The sequence below is a fragment of the Maricaulis sp. genome (assembly GCF_030149235.1).
Lineage (GTDB): Bacteria > Pseudomonadota > Alphaproteobacteria > Caulobacterales > Maricaulaceae > Maricaulis.
The window spans coordinates 19,495-39,841 of the sequence record NZ_JASBRW010000029.1; the positions used below are offsets into that span (position 1 = coordinate 19,495).

Consider the following 20,347-nt stretch of genomic DNA (forward strand, 5'->3'; position numbering starts at 1 on the left):
CTCGGCGCCCCTATTCGAGCGCGGTTTTGCGATTGCGCAGGCGTTGCCAGAAGCGGCGCCGTTCCGGCTTGGGATGCGGTTTGAGATTGGCCAGGAAGTCGATCGCGCACTGTTCCCAGGAGTGTTTTTCCGCATGGGAGCGCGGCGCACTGCGGTCGATCTCGAGACAATCGAGGCAGGCCTGGCGCAGGTCATCATTGATAAAGCCGCCACCGGAGCCCGGGATGATGTCTTTCGGGCCATGCGCCGGATAGGCCGCGACCGGTGTGCCGCAGGCCATGGCTTCCAGGTTCACGAGACCAAACGTGTCGGTCCAGCTGGGGAAGACGAAGACGTCGGCATCAGCGAAATGGCGCGCCAGCTCATCGCCGAACTTGGCGCCGGTGAAGACGGCGTCGGCGTATTTCGCCTGCAGCTCTTCCAGCTGCGGACCGTCGCCGACGACCACTTTTGTGCCCGGCAGGTCAAGCTCGAGGAAGCTCTCGATATTCTTTTCCACGGCGATGCGGCCGACATTGACCCAGATCGGGCGTTCCAGGCCGGCAAAGACATCCTCGCCGCCCATCATGCGCTTGGCCGGGTTGAACATGTCGATATCGACACCGCGCGCCCAGGGGGTAAGGTTCTTGAAGCCGCGCTGGGTGAGATCGTCGCGCATGGAGGGCGTGGTCACCATCATGCGGCCGCCGGCATTGTGGAACCAGCGCATGAAGGCATAGCCCGCACCGAGCGGGATCAGCGGCATGCGGGCGTTCACATACTCCGGGAACTTCGTGTGGTAGCTGGTGGTGAAGGGAATTTTCCACTTCACACAGATACCGCGCGCGGCCATGCCGAGCGGGCCTTCCGTGGCGATATGAATCGCTTCCGGTTCAAATTCGGTGAAGCGGCGCGCAATATCCTTGCGCGCGCCCATGGCGAGCTGGATCTCCGGATAAGTCGGCAGCGGCATGGTCTTGTAACCGAGCCCCGGATGGATGACCTCGACCTCGCGGTCCATCTTGCGCAGTTCGGCGACGGTGCGCGAAAGCGTGCGCACAACACCGTTCATTTGCGGCTCCCACGCATCGGTCACCAGCATGATGCGCTGCGGACGCTCTTCGCTATCCTCCGCATCAGGGCCGTTCGTGGTCACGATATTGTTCGCGAGTTCTGCCTTTTTGTTCATATAATCAGCTGTTTGCGCCCATTTCACGCGGGCGTCGCTCCGGGTTGCCTGACTAGGGTTTAGCCTATTCCAGCACGCAGGCGAAGAGTTACCGCACACTGGGCTTGCCGCGGGCGTCACTCGGGATCATTCTCCCGGCAAAATTCAGGCCCTGAGGGAGGTGCGCCGTGAATATTCAAACGCGCAGTGCGATCGATTGGGACGCCATCGACTTCCATAAATTCTCTGACGAAGCGGAGCTCGTCACTGGTCTTGCCGCCGCAGTGGGTTTCACCTCCGCCGAGCGGGACCGGGTGCGCGATGATGCCATTGACCTGGTCAAGCGCGCACGGGTCTCGACCAAGGTGCGCGGCCTGATGGAATCCTTCCTGCAGGAATTCGGCCTGTCCAATAAGGAAGGCCTGGCGCTGATGTGCCTCGCGGAGGCCCTGCTGCGCGTGCCCGACGGTGAAACCCGGGACAAGCTGATTGCCGAGAAGATCTCCGACGGGGACTGGGGCGAGCATGCCGGCAAGTCGGAGCACTGGCTCGTCAACGCCTCGACCCTGGGCCTGATGCTGACCGGCAGGATCATCGACGTCGACGGCGAAGCGCGCCGCAATCCCACACAATATCTCAAAAAGCTGACCCAGCGCATGGGCGAGCCGGTGATCCGGACTGCCACCATGCAGGCGATGCGGATCATGGGCGAGCAATTCGTCCTCGGGCGCACGATTGAGGCCGCACTCAAGCGTTCGGCCAAGCACAAGGAGATCGGCTCCTTCGACATGCTGGGTGAAGGGGCTCGCACGGCGGCTGATGCGCAGCGCTATCACCAGCGCTATCTCGATGCTATCGAGGCGGTCGGCAAGGCGCGCGGTGACGGTCCGATCGAGCAGGTCCACGGCGTCTCGGTGAAGCTTTCCGCCCTGCATGCGCGCTATGAAGCCATCAAGGAAGAGCGCGTGATGAACGAGCTCTATCCGATGGTGCTGGAGCAGGCGCGGGCCGCCAAGGCTCACGATATTGGTTTCTGTATCGATGCCGAGGAAAGTGACCGCCTGGTCATTTCGCTGAAGATTCTCGAGCGGCTGGCCCGAGATCCCTCGCTGGCGGGCTGGAACGGGCTCGGCCTCGCGGTCCAGGCCTATCAGAAACGGGCGCCGCACGTGCTCGACAAGATTGTCGAGCTGGCCCAGCAGACCGGCCGCCGTTTCCTGGTCCGCCTGGTCAAGGGCGCGTATTGGGATACCGAGATCAAATTCGGCCACCAGATGGGCTGGCCGGACTTCCCGGTCTGGACCACCAAGACGGCCACCGATCTCAATTATCTCGGCTGTGCCCGCCGCATGCTGGCGGCGCCCGAGCAGATCTATAGCCAGTTCGCCACCCACAATGCGCATACCCTTGCCTCGGTGCGCCTGCTGGCGCAGAAGGCCGGCGTCAATAACTACGAGTTTCAGCGCCTGCACGGCATGGGCGACCCGCTCTACCGCGCCGCGATGGACGCGCATGGCGAGCGCACGGTGCGCGTCTATGCCCCGGTCGGCAGCCATGAGGACCTCTTGCCCTATCTCGTGCGTCGTCTGCTGGAGAACGGTGCCAACACGTCCTTCGTGCACTCCTTCCTCGATGATGCTGTACCGGTTGAGGATGTCGCCCGTGGCCCGTTCGAGGCCGCCGAGGCGCTGACCCGGCACCAGAAAATCCCGACCCCTGGCCGTCTTTATGGCGATGAGCGTCCCAACTCCAAGGGTGTCGACCTGTCGCAAACCTCTGTGCGCGCCCGTCTCGCCAAGGCCGTGGAGGCCTTCGACCAGGCCGGACCGATCGTGGCACAGCCGCTGGTCGCCGGCGCGAGGGTCAAAGGTGAAGCCAAGCCGGTCGTGAGCCCGGTCGATACCAGCCGCACGGTGGGATCCATCATCGAGGCCGATACGGCGCTGGTTGAAGAGGCCTTTGCCAAAGCGCAGGCGGCTTACCCGGCCTGGAACGCACAGGGCGGCCGCGCGCGCGGCACGATCCTGCGCGCCATGGCCGATGCCATGGAGGCACAAACCGACCGTCTTATCGCGCTGATGGCGCGCGAGGCCGGCAAGACGGCGCAGGACGGCATTGATGAAGTCCGCGAGGCCGTCGATTTCTGCCGCTATTATGCGGCCCAGGCCGAGCGCGAATTCGAGAGCCCGGTGCGCATGCCCGGGCCGGCGGGCGAGACCAATCATCTGGGCCTGACTGGTCGCGGTGTTTTCGTCTGCATCAGCCCGTGGAACTTCCCGCTGGCCATTTTCACCGGTCAGATTGCGGCTGCACTGGCGGCCGGAAATACGGTGCTGGCCAAGCCCGCCGAACAAACGCCGCTGATCGCCTATGAGGCCATCAAGATGTTCCAGGCGGCCGGCCTGCCGGAAGACGTGCTCTATCTGTTGCCGGGCCAGGGGGAAACCGTCGGTGCGGCCCTGACCTCGGACAATCGCACTGCCGGTGTTGCCTTTACCGGCTCGACCGAGGTCGCGCGCCTGATCAATCGCGCCCTCGCTGCCCGCGACACGGCGATTGCGCCGCTGATCGCCGAGACGGGCGGACTTAACGGCATGTTTGTCGACACCACGGCCCTCAAGGAGCAGGTCGTCGATGATGCCATCCTGTCCGCCTTCGGGTCGGCTGGTCAGCGCTGTTCCGCCCTGCGGGTGATCTTCCTGCCGGAGGATACCGCAGGCGCATTTATCGAGGCCCTCAGCGGGGCCATGGACGAGTTGCAGATCGGCGACCCGGCCGAGGCGACCACCGATGTCGGCCCGGTGATTGATTCGGAAGCGCGTCAGATTCTGATCGATCATATGGAACGGATGAGTCGCGAGGCGACGATTCTCAAACAGCTCGATACAGGCCTGTCCGGCGAGGCCGGTTGTTTCTTCGGTCCGGCCCTTGTGGAGCTACCGTCGCTGGACCTGCTGGAGCGTGAAGTCTTCGGTCCGGTACTACATGTTGTGCGTTACAAGCGGAAAGACATGGGCGCGATGGCGGCCGCTCTGGCGGCCAAGGGCTATGGTCTGACCCTTGGCGTTCACTCGCGGCTGGAAACTTTCCACAGCCAAGTGCAGTCCCTGGTGCCGGCCGGCAATGTTTACGTCAATCGCAACATGACCGGAGCGGTTGTAGGGGTTCAGCCCTTTGGTGGAGAGGGCTTGTCTGGCACGGGTCCTAAGGCTGGCGGCCCGCATTACCTGCACAGATTTGCGGGTGAAAAAACGGTGACGATTAACATCTCCGCGCAAGGTGGCGATCCCGAACTGCTCAATCTTTCGTAACGCTTGGTCAATCTCGGTAAACGGCGGTTAACCCATGCTACACAGGCCTTTCACGCCCGTTAACCGGGCGTGACGAGCCACCCTGCGCGTTCAGGACTTGTTAACTAAAAAATCCGCTCAAAGACCATTCCGGGCGTTGACGACCCATTTGGGCTCAGCCACTATATGTTGGGTCGGCTGGTCACAGCGGCACACTATACAGATTTTTCGACCGTTTGGGTTATTGGAGCGCGCGACGCCGATTTTCGCGCGAACAGGACAGTTTTGCCTTCGGGTCTGGGGAGCACACGCGTCATGACACCATTGGATTCGGCCTCGCAGCACAAGATCGAGAACGAGCTTCCGAAAGTACCGCAGCCGCAACGCGGCAAGCCGAAACCGCAAGCAGTTTCGCACCTGCGCGTGGTGGAAAGCGTCAAGGTCGACCGGTCGCGCGATGCGTTGCTGACCGACTTCGGCAAGAAGACGCTGGAAGACCGCTACCTGCTGCCGGGCGAGAGCTATCAGGACATGTTTGCGCGTGTCTCCACCGCTTACGCCGACAATACCGAGCACGCTCAGCGCCTGTATGACTATATCTCCAAGCTCTGGTTCATGCCGGCCACTCCGGTTCTGTCCAATGGTGGCGCTGATCGCGGCCTGCCGATTTCCTGCTTCCTGAACTCGGTCGGCGATTCGCTCGACGATATTGTCGGCACCTGGACCGAGAATGTCTGGCTGGCTTCCAATGGCGGCGGTATCGGCACCTATTGGGGCGATGTCCGTTCGATCGGCGAGAAGATCGGCGAAGTCGGCCAGACCTCCGGCATCATCCCCTTCATCCGTGTGATGGACAGCCTGACGCTGGCGATTTCCCAAGGCTCGCTGCGCCGCGGCTCCGCTGCCGTTTATCTCGACGTCAATCACCCGGAGATCGAAGAGTTTCTGGAGATCCGCAAGCCGTCGGGCGATTTCAACCGCAAGTCCCTGAACCTGCACCACGGTCTCAACATCTCCGACGCCTTCATGCACGCCGTTGCCAATGATGAAGAGTTTGAGCTGAAGTCGCCGAAGTCCGGTGAAGTGGTGAAGACGATCAATGCCCGCAAGCTGTGGCAGAAGATCATCGAGCTGCGCCTGCAGACCGGCGAGCCCTACATCATCTATTCCGACACGGTGAATAACGCCCTGCCGCAGCACCAGCGCAAGCTGGGCCTCAAGGTCCGCCAGTCCAATCTGTGCGCCGAGATCATGCTGCCGACCGGCTATGACCACAACGGCCAGGAACGCACCGCGGTGTGTTGCCTGTCCTCGCTCAACGCCGCGAAATATCTTGAGTGGAAAGACGATCCGCAATTCATCGAGGATATTTTCCGCTTCCTCGACAATGTCCTGCAGGACTTCATCGAGCGCGCTCCGGCGGAAATGGACCGAGCTGTCTACTCCGCCATCCGCGAGCGTTCCGTCGGTCTCGGCCTGATGGGTATGCACACCTTCCTGCAGCAGATGAATGCTCCGTTCGAGAGTGCCATGGCCAAGTCCTGGAACCTCAAACTGTTCAAGCATATCCGCCAGCAGGCCGATGCTGCTTCCGTGAAGCTGGCCGACGAGCGCGGGGCTTGCCCGGATGCGGAGGAAAGTGGTGTGAAGGCGCGTTTCTCGCACAAGCTGGCCATCGCGCCGACGGCGTCGATCTCGATCATCTGCGGCGGTGTCTCCGCCGGCATCGAGCCGATCCCGGCCAATGTCTACACGCACAAGACCCTGTCCGGTTCCACCACGGTGAAAAACCCGCAGCTGGAAGCCGCACTGGAGGCCAAGGGCAAGAATACGCCGGAGGTCTGGGCCACCATCCTCGAGCACGAGGGTTCGGTGCAGCATCTCGACTGCCTGGACGAGCATGAAAAGGCGCTATTCCGTACCGCCTTTGAAATCGACCAGCGCTGGGTCATCGAGCATGCCGCCGACCGCACGCCCTATATCTGCCAGTCGCAGTCGCTCAACATCTTCCTGCCGGGCGATATCGATAAGTGGGACCTGCACATGCTGCACTGGACGGCATGGGAGAAGGGCGTGAAGTCGCTCTATTACTGCCGCTCGAAGTCGATCCAGCGCGCGGCCTATGCCGGGTCTGAGTCGAAATCAGAGGCTGAGAAGAGCATGAGCGATGCCGCTCCTACCGATTACGAGGAATGTCTCGCCTGTCAGTAGAATCTCTCTAATCGACTGAATTCAAAGACCGCTTCAGACTTCTGAAGCGGTCTTTTTTGATCTTCATGGACAAGAATGGCGATCTCCCGTTAACTATATTCGTCTCGCAGGCGAAACGAGGTGCGATCACGTGCCCGGCATGCTTTTGAGAGACGGGGGAGGACGTTGCATGCGTCTGGGACGAACATCAGAACTGGTTTGCGCCGGCATGATCGCGCTCGGCGGGACGTTTTATGTCCTGACCACGCCGACCCGCGCGCATACCGAATGGGCCAGTTCCAGCCAGATGATCCAGGATCAGTTCCTGGCGGAAGGTGAGGTACGTCCCCTCTCGGCGCCGGCCGCCCGCGTCGCCTTGTCTGCGCTTTCGCTTGAAAGCGACATGGTGGGTGGCAATGCGTTCGCGGCCATGACCACGACCCAGGTCACGGAAATCGACCTGGGCAATGCCGGCCGGCTGCAGGTCGCCCTGATTGACGATGATAGTTCCGACATCGCCTTCGAGATGTTCTCGCCCTATGGCGATGAACGCTCTCCGATCGTGCTGGATGCCGAGATCGAGCGCGATCCCGTCGTTGCCGTGAATTATGAGCGCAGTTTCGACAGTCTCGGCGATGCCGAGCATCTTGATATTTCGATCACGCCGCGGGCCGCAGTCAGCGTCAGTGATGAGGGCACGGCCGCCGGAGCGGGCGCCGAAGTCCGTGTCGGCCGGCATCTCGGGCCGACGCTGAGCGATGAGCCGCGCTGGTACATGTTCGCGGGTGCAGACCGGCGTGCACTTTTATTCAACCCGACAGAAGGTGCGGACTTCGAACGCGCCATGGCCTTCACCCGGCGTGAAGTGGTCGGGGATGCGCAGGCCGGGATCGCCGTGCGCTTCGGTGAATCGGCTGATATTTCCTTGGCCTATGTTCGCCGTGAGTATCAGCACAGCGCCGGAACCGAGGCGTTCGACGAGACCGAACAGTTCGGTGCAGTAACCGTAAACTGGCGCTGGTAAGGCCTTTTTCGACCTCGTTTTGCCTGGCGAAATACCGCCTCAGGCGCGCAAAGCTGTGGAAGACCAGTAACAAGCTGTAGACGTTTGGTTCACTATTATCGCAATATGTTGTGGTTATAGCTTCAACGCCGCCGATTCACTTGTCAGAGGTTTTCGTCCGATGTCGACCATCATCACCGAGACACCCGGCCTGCTTACCAGCAGCCATTCCTACAAGCCCTTCCGCTATCCCTGGGCTTATGACTTCTGGAAGAAGCAACAGCAGGTGCACTGGATGCCGGAAGAGGTTCCGCTCGGTGAGGACTGCAAGGACTGGGCGACCAAGCTCAATGACCAGGAACGCAATCTGCTGACGCAGATTTTCCGCTTCTTCACCCAGTCCGATGTCGAGGTGAACGACAACTATATGGAGCGCTACAGCCGCGTCTTCCGCCCGACCGAGGTGAAGATGATGCTGTCGGCCTTCTCCAATATGGAGACGATCCATATCGCGGCCTATGCGCTTCTGCTCGAAACCATCGGCATGCCGGACAGCGAATTCTCGGCCTTCATGGAATACGAAGCGATGGCCGACAAGCACAACTACATGCAGGAATTCGGCGTCGAATCGAACGAGGATATCTTGCGTACGGTCGCCATGTTCGGTGCCTTCACCGAAGGCCTGCAGCTGTTCGCCTCCTTCGCCATGCTGATGAACTTCCCGCGCTTCAACAAGATGAAAGGCATGGGCCAGATCGTGACGTGGTCGATCCGCGATGAGAGCCTGCATTGCGAAGGCATGATCAAGCTCTTCCATGCTTTCGCCAAGGAAACCGGTGCCCTGACCCAGGCGGTCAAGGATGACATCGTCCAGTGCTGCGAAACCGTTGTCCGCCTCGAGGACAAGTTCATCGATCTTGCGTTCGAGATGGGCGATGTCGAAGGCATGACGCCGGACGATATCAAGAACTACATCCGCTATATCGCCGACTGGCGCCTCGGCCAGCTGGAGCTGCCGGCGCTCTATGGCGTCAAGGAGCACCCTTTGCCCTGGTTGTCGGAAATCCTCAACGGTGTCGAGCACGCCAACTTCTTCGAGGCCCGTGCCACGGAATACTCCAAGGGCGCTACGCAGGGCGAATGGCATGGCGATGAAGGCGTCTGGTCGATGTTCGACAAGATGAAGCTGGACAAGGCCAAGGAGCCGGTCGGCACGGTTTAGGCCTCAGCCGCTGCAAAGGAATGAAGTCAGGAGCCCTGCGGCAAGCGGGGCTCTTTTCTTTTGCGCGTCCGGGTGCGGACAAAGCGGGCGATCGGGGTTTCGAAGAGGCGCTCGCAGATCATCGCGCCCGCCATGGCGGCAGCCAGCATAATCGGCAGGGCGAGAATATTGTCCCACAGCCCCGGCTGGGCGAAGCGGGCCCAGATCAGGCCCAGCACGCTGAGCACGAGGATATGGGTCAGGAAAAGCGAGAAGCCGGCGCGGGCTAAACCGGCGAGACTGAACAGGCCCGGCTGGGGCGCCGCCGCCGTCCAGCCGCTCAGGCCCCAGATCAGGAGCGCGGGGACAGGCGCGTAGAAGGCGACCCGGTAGAGCGGCTCGATATGGCGCACCTGGATATCGTTCAGATTCATGAAAGTGACCGCAGCGATGATCGCGACCGTACTGGCCGCAACGACCGGTATGGCGATGCGCTTGCCCGGCGCTGCGATCAGCGCCACCACCATGCCGGCGACATATTCCAGCGTCAGCGGGCTGGCGAAGACGGCGAACTCATAGCTCCAGGCGCTCGCACCGATGGCGTAAAGCCCGAGGGTGGCGATAACCCAGACCGCCATGGCCGGTTTGAGCCAGCGGTGTGGCAGCTTCAGGATTACCGCCGAGACAACATAGAAATACACGAGGTGGACCAGCGACCAGGCCACCGCATTCAGGGGCGGGCCGACATCGGGCCAGAGCAGGAAGGAGCGCACGAGGCTGGGTTCGACATAGCGGCTACCGCCAAAGACGAGGTCTGAATTATAGAGATAGACGGCCACCAAGGCAGCGGTCACGGCCCAGTAGACCGGATAGACGCGGGCAAAGCGGTCGATGATGAATTGCAGCGGTCCGGGCCGGCGTTCATCCGAGCGGTTCAGATACAGCCGCGTCATCATGTAGCCGGACAGCACGAAGAAGAGGTCGACCCCGGAAATGCCATAGGTCAGCTGCGGCGATAGCAGGGTGTCGCCGGCATATTTCGCCTCGACCGAGATATAGTGGTGCACGGTCACAAGACCGAAGGCGATGATCCGGAAGGCGTCCAGCCCGGGCAGATAAGCCCGCTGCAAGCCCGCCCCGTTTGCATCCGATTGCGCCATGTCTGATCCCCTGAATTCGGTCGTCAGCTTAAGCATGATGCTGGAGGGGCGGGCAAGGCAGGGCGTCAGATCACCGCTTCGTCTGCCGGTTCGCGCATATTGTAGTGGCTGGCCATCACCCGGCCATAAGCACCGCCATTGCCAACCAGCATGACATCGCCCTCATGGGTTTCTGGCAGCAGTCGCTGGGTGCCCAGCTTGTCGGCACTTTCACAGATCGGCCCGACAATGTCGGCGATCCAGTCCGCGTTTTCCTCCAGCCGGGTGAGATTGACGATCTCGTGCCGGGCGCCATAGAGCGCCGGCCGGATGAGCGAGTTCATCCCGGTCGCGAGGCCGACGAAATTGGCATCCGGCGTCGATTTGGTTTGGGTCACGCGAGCCAGCAACACCCCGGCCTCGGCAACGATGAAACGCCCCGGTTCCAGCCAGAACTCGTAATCAGGGAAGGCCGCTTTCAGCTCACCGAGCATGATATCGAGCGCGTCGGTATCAATGCGGCGCGGGCCCGAAGCCTCGTCGACTCCGAGGCCACCACCGAGATCGAGGACTTTGACATCGCTGAGATCCCGGGCCGTCTCGCTGAGGAATTGACCGACGCGGCGCCAGTGCTCCGGATCGGAAATGCCGGAGCCGGAATGCACGTGCAGGCCCGTGATGGTCGCGCCAGCGGCCTTGGCGAGTTCAACTGCTTCGGCCACTTCATCCGCGTGCAGGCCGAATTTCGCCTCCGGCCCCGCAGTGCGGACATGTTTGTGATGGCCTTCCGGCCGCTGCGGATTAATACGTAGCGTCACACTGGCGCCGGCGAACAGGTCGGGCCAGTGCTTGAGCGGGTGCAGCCCGTCCAGGGTCAGATGGACGCCCAGTTTGAGGGCTTCGGCATATTCCGAGCGCGGGGCGAAATTGGGCGTGAACAGAATCTGCTCTGCCGTCAGTTGCGGTGCTGCGCCCATGGCGGCGCGAACCTCGGCCAGCGAGACGCACTCGATTCCCATGCCCGCCTCGGCCACGGCCTGCAGGATGTCGGGATGGCCATTGGCCTTCATGGCATAAAAGCCGCGATCGAGATGTTTCAGCCCGGCAATGGCACTGGCGCGGGCCCGCACGGTATCCAGGTCGTACACATAGCGCGCGCCCTCGGCCGGACAGAGGTCGAGCAGGGCTTCACGCTTCTGGCGCCACCAGAGCGGTGCCGCAAGGGCGCTTTCCTGAGCCGGGCTTTCGCCGATTTCGCGCCAGCTGGCACCGAAGGTCTTGTCCAGTGGTTTGGGCTGGATGAGCTGGTCATGCAGGCGCCGGCACAGGGCCACGCCCTGATCGCCATCGACCACGACGGTGAGGTTGAGGTCGTTCGCCGCTTGGCTGACCAGTCGCAGCGGATAATGGGCGAAGGCTTCCATGGCCGGGCCGAACTGGGCCAGCAGCGCGCGTACGCCGCGTCCGACCAGGCTGACAGCGGCGCAATTCTCGATCACCGTGACCTGGGCGATGCGAGCCAGATCGGTTTCTAGCGTCTCGATCAGGTCGGTGGTCAGTGACGGATCTGCGTCGAGGGAAACGGTGACGCTCGTCTCCGAGGTGGACACAAGGTCAATCGACACGCCATGCCGGGCAAAGGGTTCGAAGGCCTGGGCCAGGAAGCCTGAAGCGCGCCACATGCCGTCGGTCTCGAGTGTGATCAGGCGCACGCCATGCTTGACCGAGACCGCCTTCAGGCGCGGGGCATCCTCGGAAGGCGCTGCGCTGATACGCGTCCCGGCCATGTCGGGGCGCTGGGTGCACAGCACCTGCATCTCGATCCCGGCCCTGCGCACCGGCGCGATCGTGCGCGGATGCAATACGCCGGCCCCCATCGAGGCCAGTTCCTGGGCCTCGTCATAGCTCAGCGCCTTGATCTGGCGGGCCGAGCCCGTGAGACGCGGATCGGCGGAGAAGAAACCGGGTACATCGGTCCAGATTTCCAGCGCCTCGGCGTCGAGCTTGGCGGCAAAATAGGCGGCTGATGTATCGGAACCGCCGCGGCCGAGAAGGGCGGTGTCGCCGTCGCGGCGGCGGGCGATAAAGCCCTGGGTGAGGACGCCGCCGCTAGCTTCTTCGTCAAGGCGGGCCAGCAAATCGTCGTCGCATGCATGGTCGCAATCGACCGCCAGATAACCCTGTACCGGTCCATCGGTCTGGGCTGTCAGAGCATCGCGGGCATCGAGCCAGTGGGTGGCGAGGCCCTGGGCGTTGAGCCAGGCCGCGCCCAGCCGGGTCGCCATCAGTTCGCCCTTGGCCATGATTTCAGCCTTGAGGCGGGGGCTGGCATCGCGGGTCAGGGCGATCCCGGCCGCCAGTCGCGACAGGTCAGCGAATTCGACGGCCAGCAGGGTGTCGGCGTCGAGATCGAGCTCGGCCGCGAGTTCGCGGTGGCGCTCGAAGATTGGTTCTAGCGCGGCGTCGGCCCGGCCGGCAACGGCTTGGCCGGCCAGCGCATCGAGCGCGTCGGAGATGCCGCGGATGGCGCTGTGAACGATGAAAACACGTTTCCCGGCCGCTTTGAGACCCGCCGCGCGTTTATGGATGATGCGCCAGTCGGCCAGCGACTTGACGCTGGTGCCGCCGAATTTCAGAACCGTCCAGTTCCGGGCATCACTCATCATCTTCTCCATAGTGCTACAAGGCGAGCCGGGTGATTACAGATATATGTCGCAGTGCACAATCACTTCCACGTGTAGCGCTGAATACCTCCCCTCAGGGGAATCGTGGCGGCCTCGTTCATTTCCGGTTGTGGGGGCGAAGTGTTAGTCTCCGCGTCATGAAAAAACGGGAGGGTTTCATGAAATCTGTGATGATGATCGCCAGTGTCGGAATACTGGCCATGTCGGCGCCCGCATTCGCTGATGCCGGGCAACAGCAGACCCGGGCTCAGGATTACAATTCCAGTCGTTCAAACACGACCAGCGCTGCCGGTCCGGCGGGTGATGTCAATACAGACCGGGATGGGGATAACGGAACGCGGGCCCAGGACTATAATTCCAGCCGCTCCAATAATTCCTCGTCTGTGGTCGCCCCGGATTGTGCCAATCACAACACGACCCGAGCTAACCGCACCGCTCCGGCGCTCGACGCCGACAATGATGGTGACGGCATCGACAATGATTGTGACAGCAGCCATGACTAGACAGGCCGGCGGCTCTCCAGCGGGGATCTAGTCGAAGACCGGTTCGCGTTTTTCCAGATTGGCCATCACCGCTTCGACCTGATGCGGCTTGCCGATAATGGCCTGCTGCTCGCGGCTTTCCGCCAGCAAAATGCTTTCGCTGGTGCCGTCATCGAGTGTGTTCAGCAGAGCTTTGGAGCCACGAATGGCGGACGGGCTGCGTCCGGCGACTTGGGTGGCGATGGCCATCGCGCGGGCGAGCGGGTCCTCGTGGATCTCGGTGACGAGGCCCACGGACTGGGCGCGCACGCCGTCAATCCGTTCCGCCGTGTAGGTCAGCTGGCGCAGGATGTCGTCGCGCACCAGGCGCCGCACGGTGGCATTGCCCGACATGTCCGGCACCAATCCCCACTGGGTCTCGGCAATCGCGATCTTGGCGTCCGGCGCGGCGATTCGGATATCGGCCGCCAGCGCGATCTGCAGTCCGCCGCCCAGGGCGCCTCCCTGGATGGCGACGATCACCGGGATGGGAAGCTCATGCCAGGCATAGGCCGCGTATTGCGGCTTGTTGGCCACGCCATGGGTGCGGTCCTCGAGCGATTGCGGGCGCTCCTCGCCGGGATTGGCCATGGCGGCGAAACTGCCGAAGTCGAGCCCGGCGCAGAACATGCGACCGCGCCCGCACAGCACGACAACCCGCGCCCGGGGCTTCTCGCGCAGCCAGCCTGCGGCATCGATGAGGGCATCAAACATGGCCGGGTCGAGCGCATTGAGCTTGTCCTCGCGGACCATCTCGACCTTGGCGACATGATTTTCGATGCTGATTTCGACGCGCTCGCCGAACTGTTTTGTCTCTGCCATGGCTTAATTCTCCCGCCGCTCGATGCCGGGTGGGACCGTGCGCTGACCGGCTCAGGCTTGCAATCCCCATTTACGGCCCGGGAAAAATCGGGCACACGGCTTTTTTATGTCCGAATTCTCCACTGCGACTTCGCCGCAAGAGGCGGTAGACCAGCTTGAAGCGCTCTACCAGGCCTCCGTTGATCGTCTCCGCACGGCCCTGAAAACCTTCCTTGATGGCGGCGCTCCGCCAACGCCCGACATGCGGGCCGAAAAGGCTTTCGCCTATCCGCTATTGCGCGTCACCTATGCTCCGGACGGCCCGCCGCCGCCGGTCAGCCGCGCCTTCGGAAAATTCACCGATCCGGGTGTCTATGCCTCGACCATCACCAATCCGGCCCTGTTCCGCGATTATCTGATCGAGCAGCTCACCCTGCTGGATGATGATTATGACATCACCATCGAAACCGGGCTGTCGGATACGGAGATCCCCTTCTCCTACGTCCTCGACGGCGCTGACGATCTCGACATGAATGCCGCCAACCCGGCCGATCTGGTCCGGCATTTCCCCTATGCGGACCTGTCCAGGATCGATGATGCCCTGCCCAATGGGCTGCGCCCGTCCGAGGCCGGTGAGCAGCGGCCGCTGAGCCTGTTTGACGCGCCGCGTACCGATTACTCGCTACAGCGTCTGCGCCACTATACCGGCACGCCGTATGAGGATGTTCAGCAATTCATCCTCTTCACCAATTACCATCGCTATGTCGACGCCTTCACGGCCTGGGCGATCCGCCAGCTCAAGGAAGACAATCACTACGAGTCGTTTTCCGCCGCAGGCAATGTCACCGTGGATGCCAATACGCCCAACGCCCACGCACTGATCGAAGGTGCACCCTGGCGCCGGTTCCAGATGCCGGCCTATCACCTGAAGGCGCCGGGCGGGCGCGGGATCACGCTGGTGAATATCGGTGTCGGTCCGTCCAATGCGAAAAACATCACCGACCACCTCGCAGTGCTGCGGCCGCAATGCTGGCTGATGATTGGCCATTGCGGCGGTCTGCGTCACTCGCAAAGGCTCGGCGATTATGTCCTGGCCCACGCCTATCTGCGCTATGACGCCGTGCTGGACGAGGATCTGCCGCTGGAAGTGCCGATCCCGCCGATCGCGGAAATCCAGATCGCGCTGCAAAACGCTGTGGCCTCGGTCAGTGGCGATAGCGGCGAGGCGCTGAAATCGCGTCTGCGCACCGGCACGGTCGCAACCTATGCCGACCGGAACTGGGAGCTGCGCTATGCGGCCCAGGCGCGGCGCATCAACCAGTCCCGCTCGATCGCGGTGGACATGGAATCAGCGACCATCGCGGCCAATGGGCTGCGCATGCGCGTGCCCTACGGCACGCTTCTGTGTGTCTCAGACAAGCCCCTGCACGGCGAGCTCAAACTGCCGGGCGCGGCCAATCTCTTCTACCAGCGCTCGGTGTCGGAACACCTGGCCGCGGGGATCGAGACGATCGAGATTCTCAAGCGCGACGATGCCGCGGCGCTGCATTCGCGCAAGCTGCGCAGTTTCGACGAGCCTCCCTTCCGATAGATGTCATGCCCGGGTCAGGGCCGGCCGAGAAATAAACGGCCGGTCCGCAAACGGATCGAATAAGCCGCTTGCCCCGCGCCGCGCTGCGGCTTAACTCAGGGCCATGAACAGGGTCACGCCGCTCGAGGGCGTTCACAATTTCCGTCATTTCCACGGCTATGACGCCGCCGATGGCGCTCGCGTCCGCGAGGGGCTTTTCCGCTCCGGGCATTTCTCCCGCTCTACCGAGGCCGATCGCGACCTGATCGCCGATCTTGGCATTGCCGTGATCGCGGATCTGCGCCGGCCGCGCGAACGCCAGAACGAGCCGTCCAACTGGCCCCAGGTCGAGCCTTTCCGGATTATTGAATCCGACGAGGACGACAATTCCGAGCCGCCGCACATGCAGTTTCTGCGCAAGGGCGACCTCTCAGCTCCCGCTGTGCGCGGCTACATGCTCAGCGCCTATCGCCGGATCCCGCAAGAGGCCGGAAACCAGGCGGTGTTCCGCGAGGGCTTCAAGGCGCTGGCCTCGGGCGAGGCCGATAGTGGATTCCTGGTGCATTGCGCCGCCGGCAAGGACCGGACCGGGATTTTCTGTGCTCTGGTGCTCGACGAGCTCGGCGTCGATCGCGACACGATTTTCGAGGATTATCTGCTGACCAATACGGCCGTGGATTTCGACACCCTTGTTCCCAAGGTTCAGGAACGCATGAGCGAACAGCTCGACAAGCCGGTAGACGAAGCCGCGCTGCGAACCTTCCTCGGCGTCGATGCGGACCTGCTGGCCCAGGCCTATGAGGTGATTGGTGATCGCGGGCGCTATCTGACCGAGACCCTCGGCATCAGCGAAGCCGAGCGGGCAGCCCTGCGCGAGCGATGGCTCACGCCTTGAGCAACGCGGCCAGCTCTCCGGTGCATCAGGAGCGGCCGTGGGTCGACCCGCTGGCCGCTTTCGCGGCCCTGGAAGCGGAGCCCTATGCTCTGCTCCTGCATGACGGGCGCAATGGGAGGGCACGCATTTTCGTCTGGCCGGAGGAAACCGTTGAAGGCGATGAAGCTGCGACGTTTCAGCGTTTTGGTGAGCGGTTCCGCGATCCGGTTTCCGGCGGGCTCTGGGCCGGTTTGCTGGGCTATGACCTGGCCAGCGCTTTCGAACAGGTCGAGACGCCGGCACCGCACTGGCCCGTCATCGCCATGGGGCGCTACACACATTGGGCCGAGTTTGACCGGGATGCCGGAAGCTATGTTGCACATGCGCCAGATCTTGCCGGGGCTGCCCGCCTGATCGCGGCCCTCGAGGCCGTCGCCGTGCAGCAGCCACTACCGCAAACTTCGGCCCGCTGGGCGCCGCGCTGGCCGCAGGCCCGCTATCTCGATGCAGCACGCCGCGCGGTTGACTATGTCCATGCGGGTGACGTGTTCCAGGTCAATCTGGCCCAGGTTTTTGATGCCGGGCTCGGCAGGGGCGATAGTCCGCTGGCCTATTTCACCCGGCTGTGCAGTCAGAGCCCGGCGCCGCATGCGGCCTATTTGCGCCTCGATGACGAACGGGTTGTGCTGACCAATTCGCCCGAGCGTTTCCTTTCGGTGCGTAACGGCGAGGTCGAGGCGCGGCCGATTAAGGGTACCCGCCCGCGCCGCAGTGATCCCGCCGCCGACCAGGCAGAGATTGACGCGCTGTCGGCATCGGCCAAGGACCGCGCCGAGAACCTGATGATCGTCGATCTGATGCGCAATGATCTGGCGCGCGTCTGCCGGCCTGGCTCTGTTGATGTGCCGCTCCTGTGTGAGGTCGAGAGCTATGCCAATGTTCATCACCTGGTCTCGGTTGTCCGCGGGCAGCTGGATGAGGACCGGGACCTGGTCGACCTGATCGCTGCCAGCTTCCCGCCCGGCTCGATCACCGGTGCGCCGAAAGTCCGCGCCATGGAGATCATCGCCGAGCTGGAGGGCGAGCCCCGCGGCCCCTATTGCGGCGCGCTGGGGTGGATCTCGCGTGACGGGGACATGGATCTCAACGTCATGATCCGAACCGCCGCCCTGCGCCGGGAGCCGGACGGCTGGACGGCCAGCATCCGCTCTGGCGGGGGGATCGTTGCGGACAGTGAACCGTTGGCCGAATATGAGGAAACGCTGGCCAAGGCCTCGGCCCTCAAGGCGGCGCTGGGGAGGCTGGCATGATGATCTGGGTCGATGGCGAGTTCCGCTCGGCGGCCGATGCTGGATTTGGAGCCTCTGATCGCGGCGCGCTCCTGGGCGATGGCTTGTTTGAAACCCTGTGTTTCGATGGGGGGCGGGTCAAGGATCTCGACCGGCACGTGGCCCGGATCCGACACAGCGCGACGGTACTGGGCTTGCCCGACCCGGTCGGCGGGCTTGATCTCGCCGGGCTGTGCGAGGAGCTGGTCGCCCGATCGCGGCTGACACAGGCGGCCTTGCGCTTCACCTTTACGGCCGGCGAGGGCGCCCGCGGTCTTGTTCGGGAGGCGAGGCCCGAGGTTTCACGCCGGCTCAGCTGCGCACCGCTGGCCGCGCCGCCACAGGTTGTTCGCCTGCATCTCACTTCGATCCGCCGATCGGCATCGAGCCCCTCAGCCCGGCACAAGACGCTCAGCTATATCGATAATGTCCTGGCGCGCCGCGAGGCCATCGACGCCGGCGCGGATATGGGATTGATGCTGGATACAGACGGCCACATCGCCTGCGCGGATTGCGCCAATATTTTCTGGCTCAGCGGAGAGCGGATCTATACGCCGGCGCTCAATGGAGCAGTCCTGCCCGGCACTGTGCGCGAGGCCCTGTGCGGGCGTTTCAGTGTCGAGGAAGGGGCTCACGGCATGGAGGCGCTGGCCGCCGCGCAGGCCGTGATCGTGACCAACAGCCTGATCGGTGTTGTGCCGGTGACAGCGATTGGTGAGCGGCTCTTGGACGTGAATATGGACTGGGTTGAAGCCTGGCGCGATGCGCTGGCCTAGCTGCGCGAGACCACCATGGAGCGGCGCGGGCGCAGGTAGAAGACTTCGGATATATCGAAATGCTGGACGCCCAGCTGGGTGAACAGCGTCTCGTAGCGATAGTCCACTTCCACCATGATGACTGAACGGCCCTGGGTGAGCACCCCGGCCGGCGGTTCAAAGGCCGAGCCTTCGCCCAGAGGGGCCATGCCGTCCGCATCACTCCACTGAACCTCCACATCGCCGCTCAGATCCATGAAGACACTTGAGATCCGGATCTCCAGGGGTTCGGCAGAGAAGGGGGCGATGATGGCGCCGCCGGCATTGAGAATGTCGCGGATCTCATCATCGGTGATGACATCGTCCTGGGCCACGAGATCAGCCAGCGCACTGGCGGTGGAGGTGATCTTGCGGTCTATCGACAAAGCCAGGCTGACCTCGACCGAACCGAGATAGATGATCAGCATCAAGGGTGCGATCAGGGCAAACTCGATCGCCGAGACGCCTTTCTCATTGCGCCGGAAGCGTCGCAGGAATGTCTTGGCGGCCTCAATCATCATAGGGCTCGTTCCGGAATACGGTTGCAGCCGAGATCAGGCGCTGATTGTTATTCATATTGGACAGGGCCCGGCCCATATTCGGGGTGATCAGGCGCCAGCGATAGAAGACACGCACCAGGACGATATCGCCGGCATTGCCGGGGTCCCAGCCGAAACCGCTGGTGTCGAGCGTGCCGTCTTCGCGGATCGGGCTGGACTGGTCGATACCGTCGAAATCCTCGAACACCCGGACATCGAAGGCCAGGCGATCGCAATCGGCGATGACTTCGACGCGCTGGCAGACTTCATTGCGGAAGCCCTGAATTGACATGCCGGCCGACTGGGCCTGCCCGGTCCTGATTTGGCGGGCTGATTCCAGCACCGCGTTTTCCAGCACGGTGCTGGTGAAGAAGACCGCGGCGATTTCGATCATGGCGAAAAGCAGAAAGAAAAACGGCGCTGCCACCATGGCGAACTCGACGGCGGTCGCGCCTTTTTCGGCGCGCCGGAAGCGTCTGAGAAAGCGGATGCTGGCAGCGATCATGGCTCGATATCCCGCTTACTGCGGTGCCTCGGAGTTCTCGCCCATGGCCATGGAGACCACGTCGAGGCGATCGCTTTGCTGATCGGACAGCTGATTGGTGCGGGCCTGTTCATCGCCCACCATCGGCACGTCCTCACAAACATCGCCGCAATTGAGCGTGTAGCGTTCAGCACCGCGGAACAGGGCGATCTGGTTGTCTGTCGCAGTGGTGACAACAAGCTGACGCGACATCAGCACGCGACCCACCCGGTCAAGGGCAATGATATTCGTCCGTCCCGGGAGCCGGGCGGTGATCACCAGCGTGCGTCCGTCATGGACGAGGGCATCGGCAATGGATGGATTTCCCACCACCACGGTGGAGGCTTCACCGGGCAAGCGTACCACCTCGGCATGGTTGGCCGGCATTACCACATCATCAGCGGCGGCCGGGAAGGCGGCGACCAGGGCCAAGGTAAACAGGGCTGCGAGGCGGGCGATCATGGCGGTACTCCGTCCGGACCAGGGTAAACTGGAGGCCACTATCGCGCGCGCGTCTGAATCTTTCCTAAATAGGCCTGTATTTATTGTCGGAATCAATTGCTTCCATGAATTTTGCATTTGTTAACTATAGTCGAGCTTTCGGCATTTAAAGACTCTGTTAAGTACGTGTTTTTACTGAATGGAAATTGTTCCTGTGTTTAATGGGCATCGTTCAGGAGGGGTCGGGACGGATCGGCTCCTGATGGTGAGGTACCTACACGGGAGTAATAAAAATGAAGTTT

16 protein-coding genes are annotated in these 20,347 nt (G+C 62.5%); 9 read left to right on the forward strand and 7 right to left on the reverse strand.

The features are described 5' to 3' along the window. Window positions 1–10 precede the first annotated feature (10 nt). Window positions 11–1,081, reverse strand: coding sequence for a glycosyltransferase family 1 protein (locus tag Q1V51_RS04590; RefSeq protein ID WP_366522701.1), 1,071 nt, complete (start codon window positions 1,079–1,081; stop codon window positions 11–13). A 254-nt stretch (window positions 1,082–1,335) separates the two neighbouring features. On the opposite strand from Q1V51_RS04590, the gene putA reads away from it, so the two are divergent. The 4 genes from putA to Q1V51_RS04610 all read left to right on the forward strand — a co-directional run bounded on the left by putA (window position 1,336) and on the right by Q1V51_RS04610 (window position 8,852). After that, window positions 1,336–4,458: a bifunctional proline dehydrogenase/L-glutamate gamma-semialdehyde dehydrogenase PutA gene (putA, locus tag Q1V51_RS04595; RefSeq protein WP_300553475.1), complete on the forward strand. Its 3,123-nt coding sequence runs from the start codon at window positions 1,336–1,338 to the stop codon at window positions 4,456–4,458. 294 nt (window positions 4,459–4,752) lie between these two features. Beyond that, window positions 4,753–6,648, forward strand: a complete 1,896-nt coding sequence (locus Q1V51_RS04600; protein ID WP_300553478.1) for a ribonucleoside-diphosphate reductase subunit alpha — start codon at window positions 4,753–4,755, stop codon at window positions 6,646–6,648. A 169-nt stretch (window positions 6,649–6,817) separates the two neighbouring features. Continuing rightward, complete coding sequence (locus Q1V51_RS04605) at window positions 6,818–7,651, forward strand: lipid A-modifier LpxR family protein (RefSeq protein ID WP_300553481.1); 834 nt, start codon at window positions 6,818–6,820, stop codon at window positions 7,649–7,651. Window positions 7,652–7,811: 160 nt separating this feature from the next. After that, window positions 7,812–8,852 (forward strand): ribonucleotide-diphosphate reductase subunit beta, encoded by a 1,041-nt coding sequence (locus Q1V51_RS04610; RefSeq protein WP_300553483.1) that lies wholly within the window; start codon window positions 7,812–7,814, stop codon window positions 8,850–8,852. 26 nt (window positions 8,853–8,878) lie between these two features. Here the strand turns inward: Q1V51_RS04610 and Q1V51_RS04615 are convergent, their stop codons facing one another. Then, window positions 8,879–9,991, reverse strand: a complete 1,113-nt coding sequence (locus Q1V51_RS04615; protein ID WP_300553485.1) for an acyltransferase — start codon at window positions 9,989–9,991, stop codon at window positions 8,879–8,881. A gap of 65 nt (window positions 9,992–10,056) precedes the next feature. Next, window positions 10,057–12,633, reverse strand: a complete 2,577-nt coding sequence (locus Q1V51_RS04620; RefSeq protein ID WP_300553487.1) for a bifunctional aspartate kinase/diaminopimelate decarboxylase — start codon at window positions 12,631–12,633, stop codon at window positions 10,057–10,059. 179 nt (window positions 12,634–12,812) lie between these two features. Here Q1V51_RS04620 and Q1V51_RS04625 point away from each other — a divergent pair, with 179 nt between their 5' ends. Continuing rightward, the gene (locus Q1V51_RS04625; RefSeq protein ID WP_300553490.1) at window positions 12,813–13,157 is read left to right on the forward strand and encodes a hypothetical protein; all 345 of its coding nucleotides are present in this window, start codon (window positions 12,813–12,815) and stop codon (window positions 13,155–13,157) included. Window positions 13,158–13,184: 27 nt separating this feature from the next. Here Q1V51_RS04625 and Q1V51_RS04630 read toward each other — a convergent pair whose 3' ends face one another. Beyond that, window positions 13,185–13,997: a crotonase/enoyl-CoA hydratase family protein gene (locus Q1V51_RS04630; RefSeq protein ID WP_300553492.1), complete on the reverse strand. Its 813-nt coding sequence runs from the start codon at window positions 13,995–13,997 to the stop codon at window positions 13,185–13,187. Between the two features lie 106 nt (window positions 13,998–14,103). Here Q1V51_RS04630 and Q1V51_RS04635 point away from each other — a divergent pair, with 106 nt between their 5' ends. The 4 genes from Q1V51_RS04635 (at window position 14,104) to Q1V51_RS04650 (ending at window position 18,524) form a co-directional block, all read left to right on the forward strand. Beyond that, a complete protein-coding gene (locus tag Q1V51_RS04635) occupies window positions 14,104–15,567 on the forward strand; it encodes an AMP nucleosidase (protein ID WP_300553495.1) in 1,464 nt (487 codons plus the stop codon). 103 nt (window positions 15,568–15,670) lie between these two features. Beyond that, on the forward strand, window positions 15,671–16,441 hold the full coding sequence (locus Q1V51_RS04640; protein WP_300553498.1) for a tyrosine-protein phosphatase: 771 nt from the start codon (window positions 15,671–15,673) through the stop codon (window positions 16,439–16,441). After that, window positions 16,438–17,730, forward strand: a complete 1,293-nt coding sequence (gene pabB, locus Q1V51_RS04645) for an aminodeoxychorismate synthase component I (protein ID WP_300553501.1) — start codon at window positions 16,438–16,440, stop codon at window positions 17,728–17,730. Before Q1V51_RS04640 ends, pabB begins: the two co-directional genes overlap by 4 nt. Continuing rightward, complete coding sequence (locus tag Q1V51_RS04650; protein WP_300553504.1) at window positions 17,727–18,524, forward strand: aminotransferase class IV; 798 nt, start codon at window positions 17,727–17,729, stop codon at window positions 18,522–18,524. Before pabB ends, Q1V51_RS04650 begins: the two co-directional genes overlap by 4 nt. On the opposite strand, the gene Q1V51_RS04655 is transcribed toward Q1V51_RS04650, so the two are convergent. From Q1V51_RS04655 to Q1V51_RS04665, 3 genes are read right to left on the reverse strand one after another with little or no spacing between them, the layout of a single operon-like run. After that, the gene (locus Q1V51_RS04655; protein WP_300553507.1) at window positions 18,521–19,063 is read right to left on the reverse strand and encodes a TadE/TadG family type IV pilus assembly protein; all 543 of its coding nucleotides are present in this window, start codon (window positions 19,061–19,063) and stop codon (window positions 18,521–18,523) included. The genes Q1V51_RS04650 and Q1V51_RS04655 overlap by 4 nt on opposite strands. Continuing rightward, window positions 19,053–19,586 carry a TadE/TadG family type IV pilus assembly protein gene (locus tag Q1V51_RS04660; RefSeq protein WP_300553510.1) on the reverse strand — a complete coding sequence of 178 codons (534 nt, stop codon included), beginning with the start codon at window positions 19,584–19,586 and terminating at the stop codon, window positions 19,053–19,055. The genes Q1V51_RS04655 and Q1V51_RS04660 overlap by 11 nt, the downstream gene beginning before the upstream one ends. 15 nt (window positions 19,587–19,601) lie before the next feature. After that, window positions 19,602–20,066, reverse strand: coding sequence for a pilus assembly protein N-terminal domain-containing protein (locus Q1V51_RS04665; protein WP_300553512.1), 465 nt, complete (start codon window positions 20,064–20,066; stop codon window positions 19,602–19,604). Window positions 20,067–20,347: the final 281 nt, after the last annotated feature.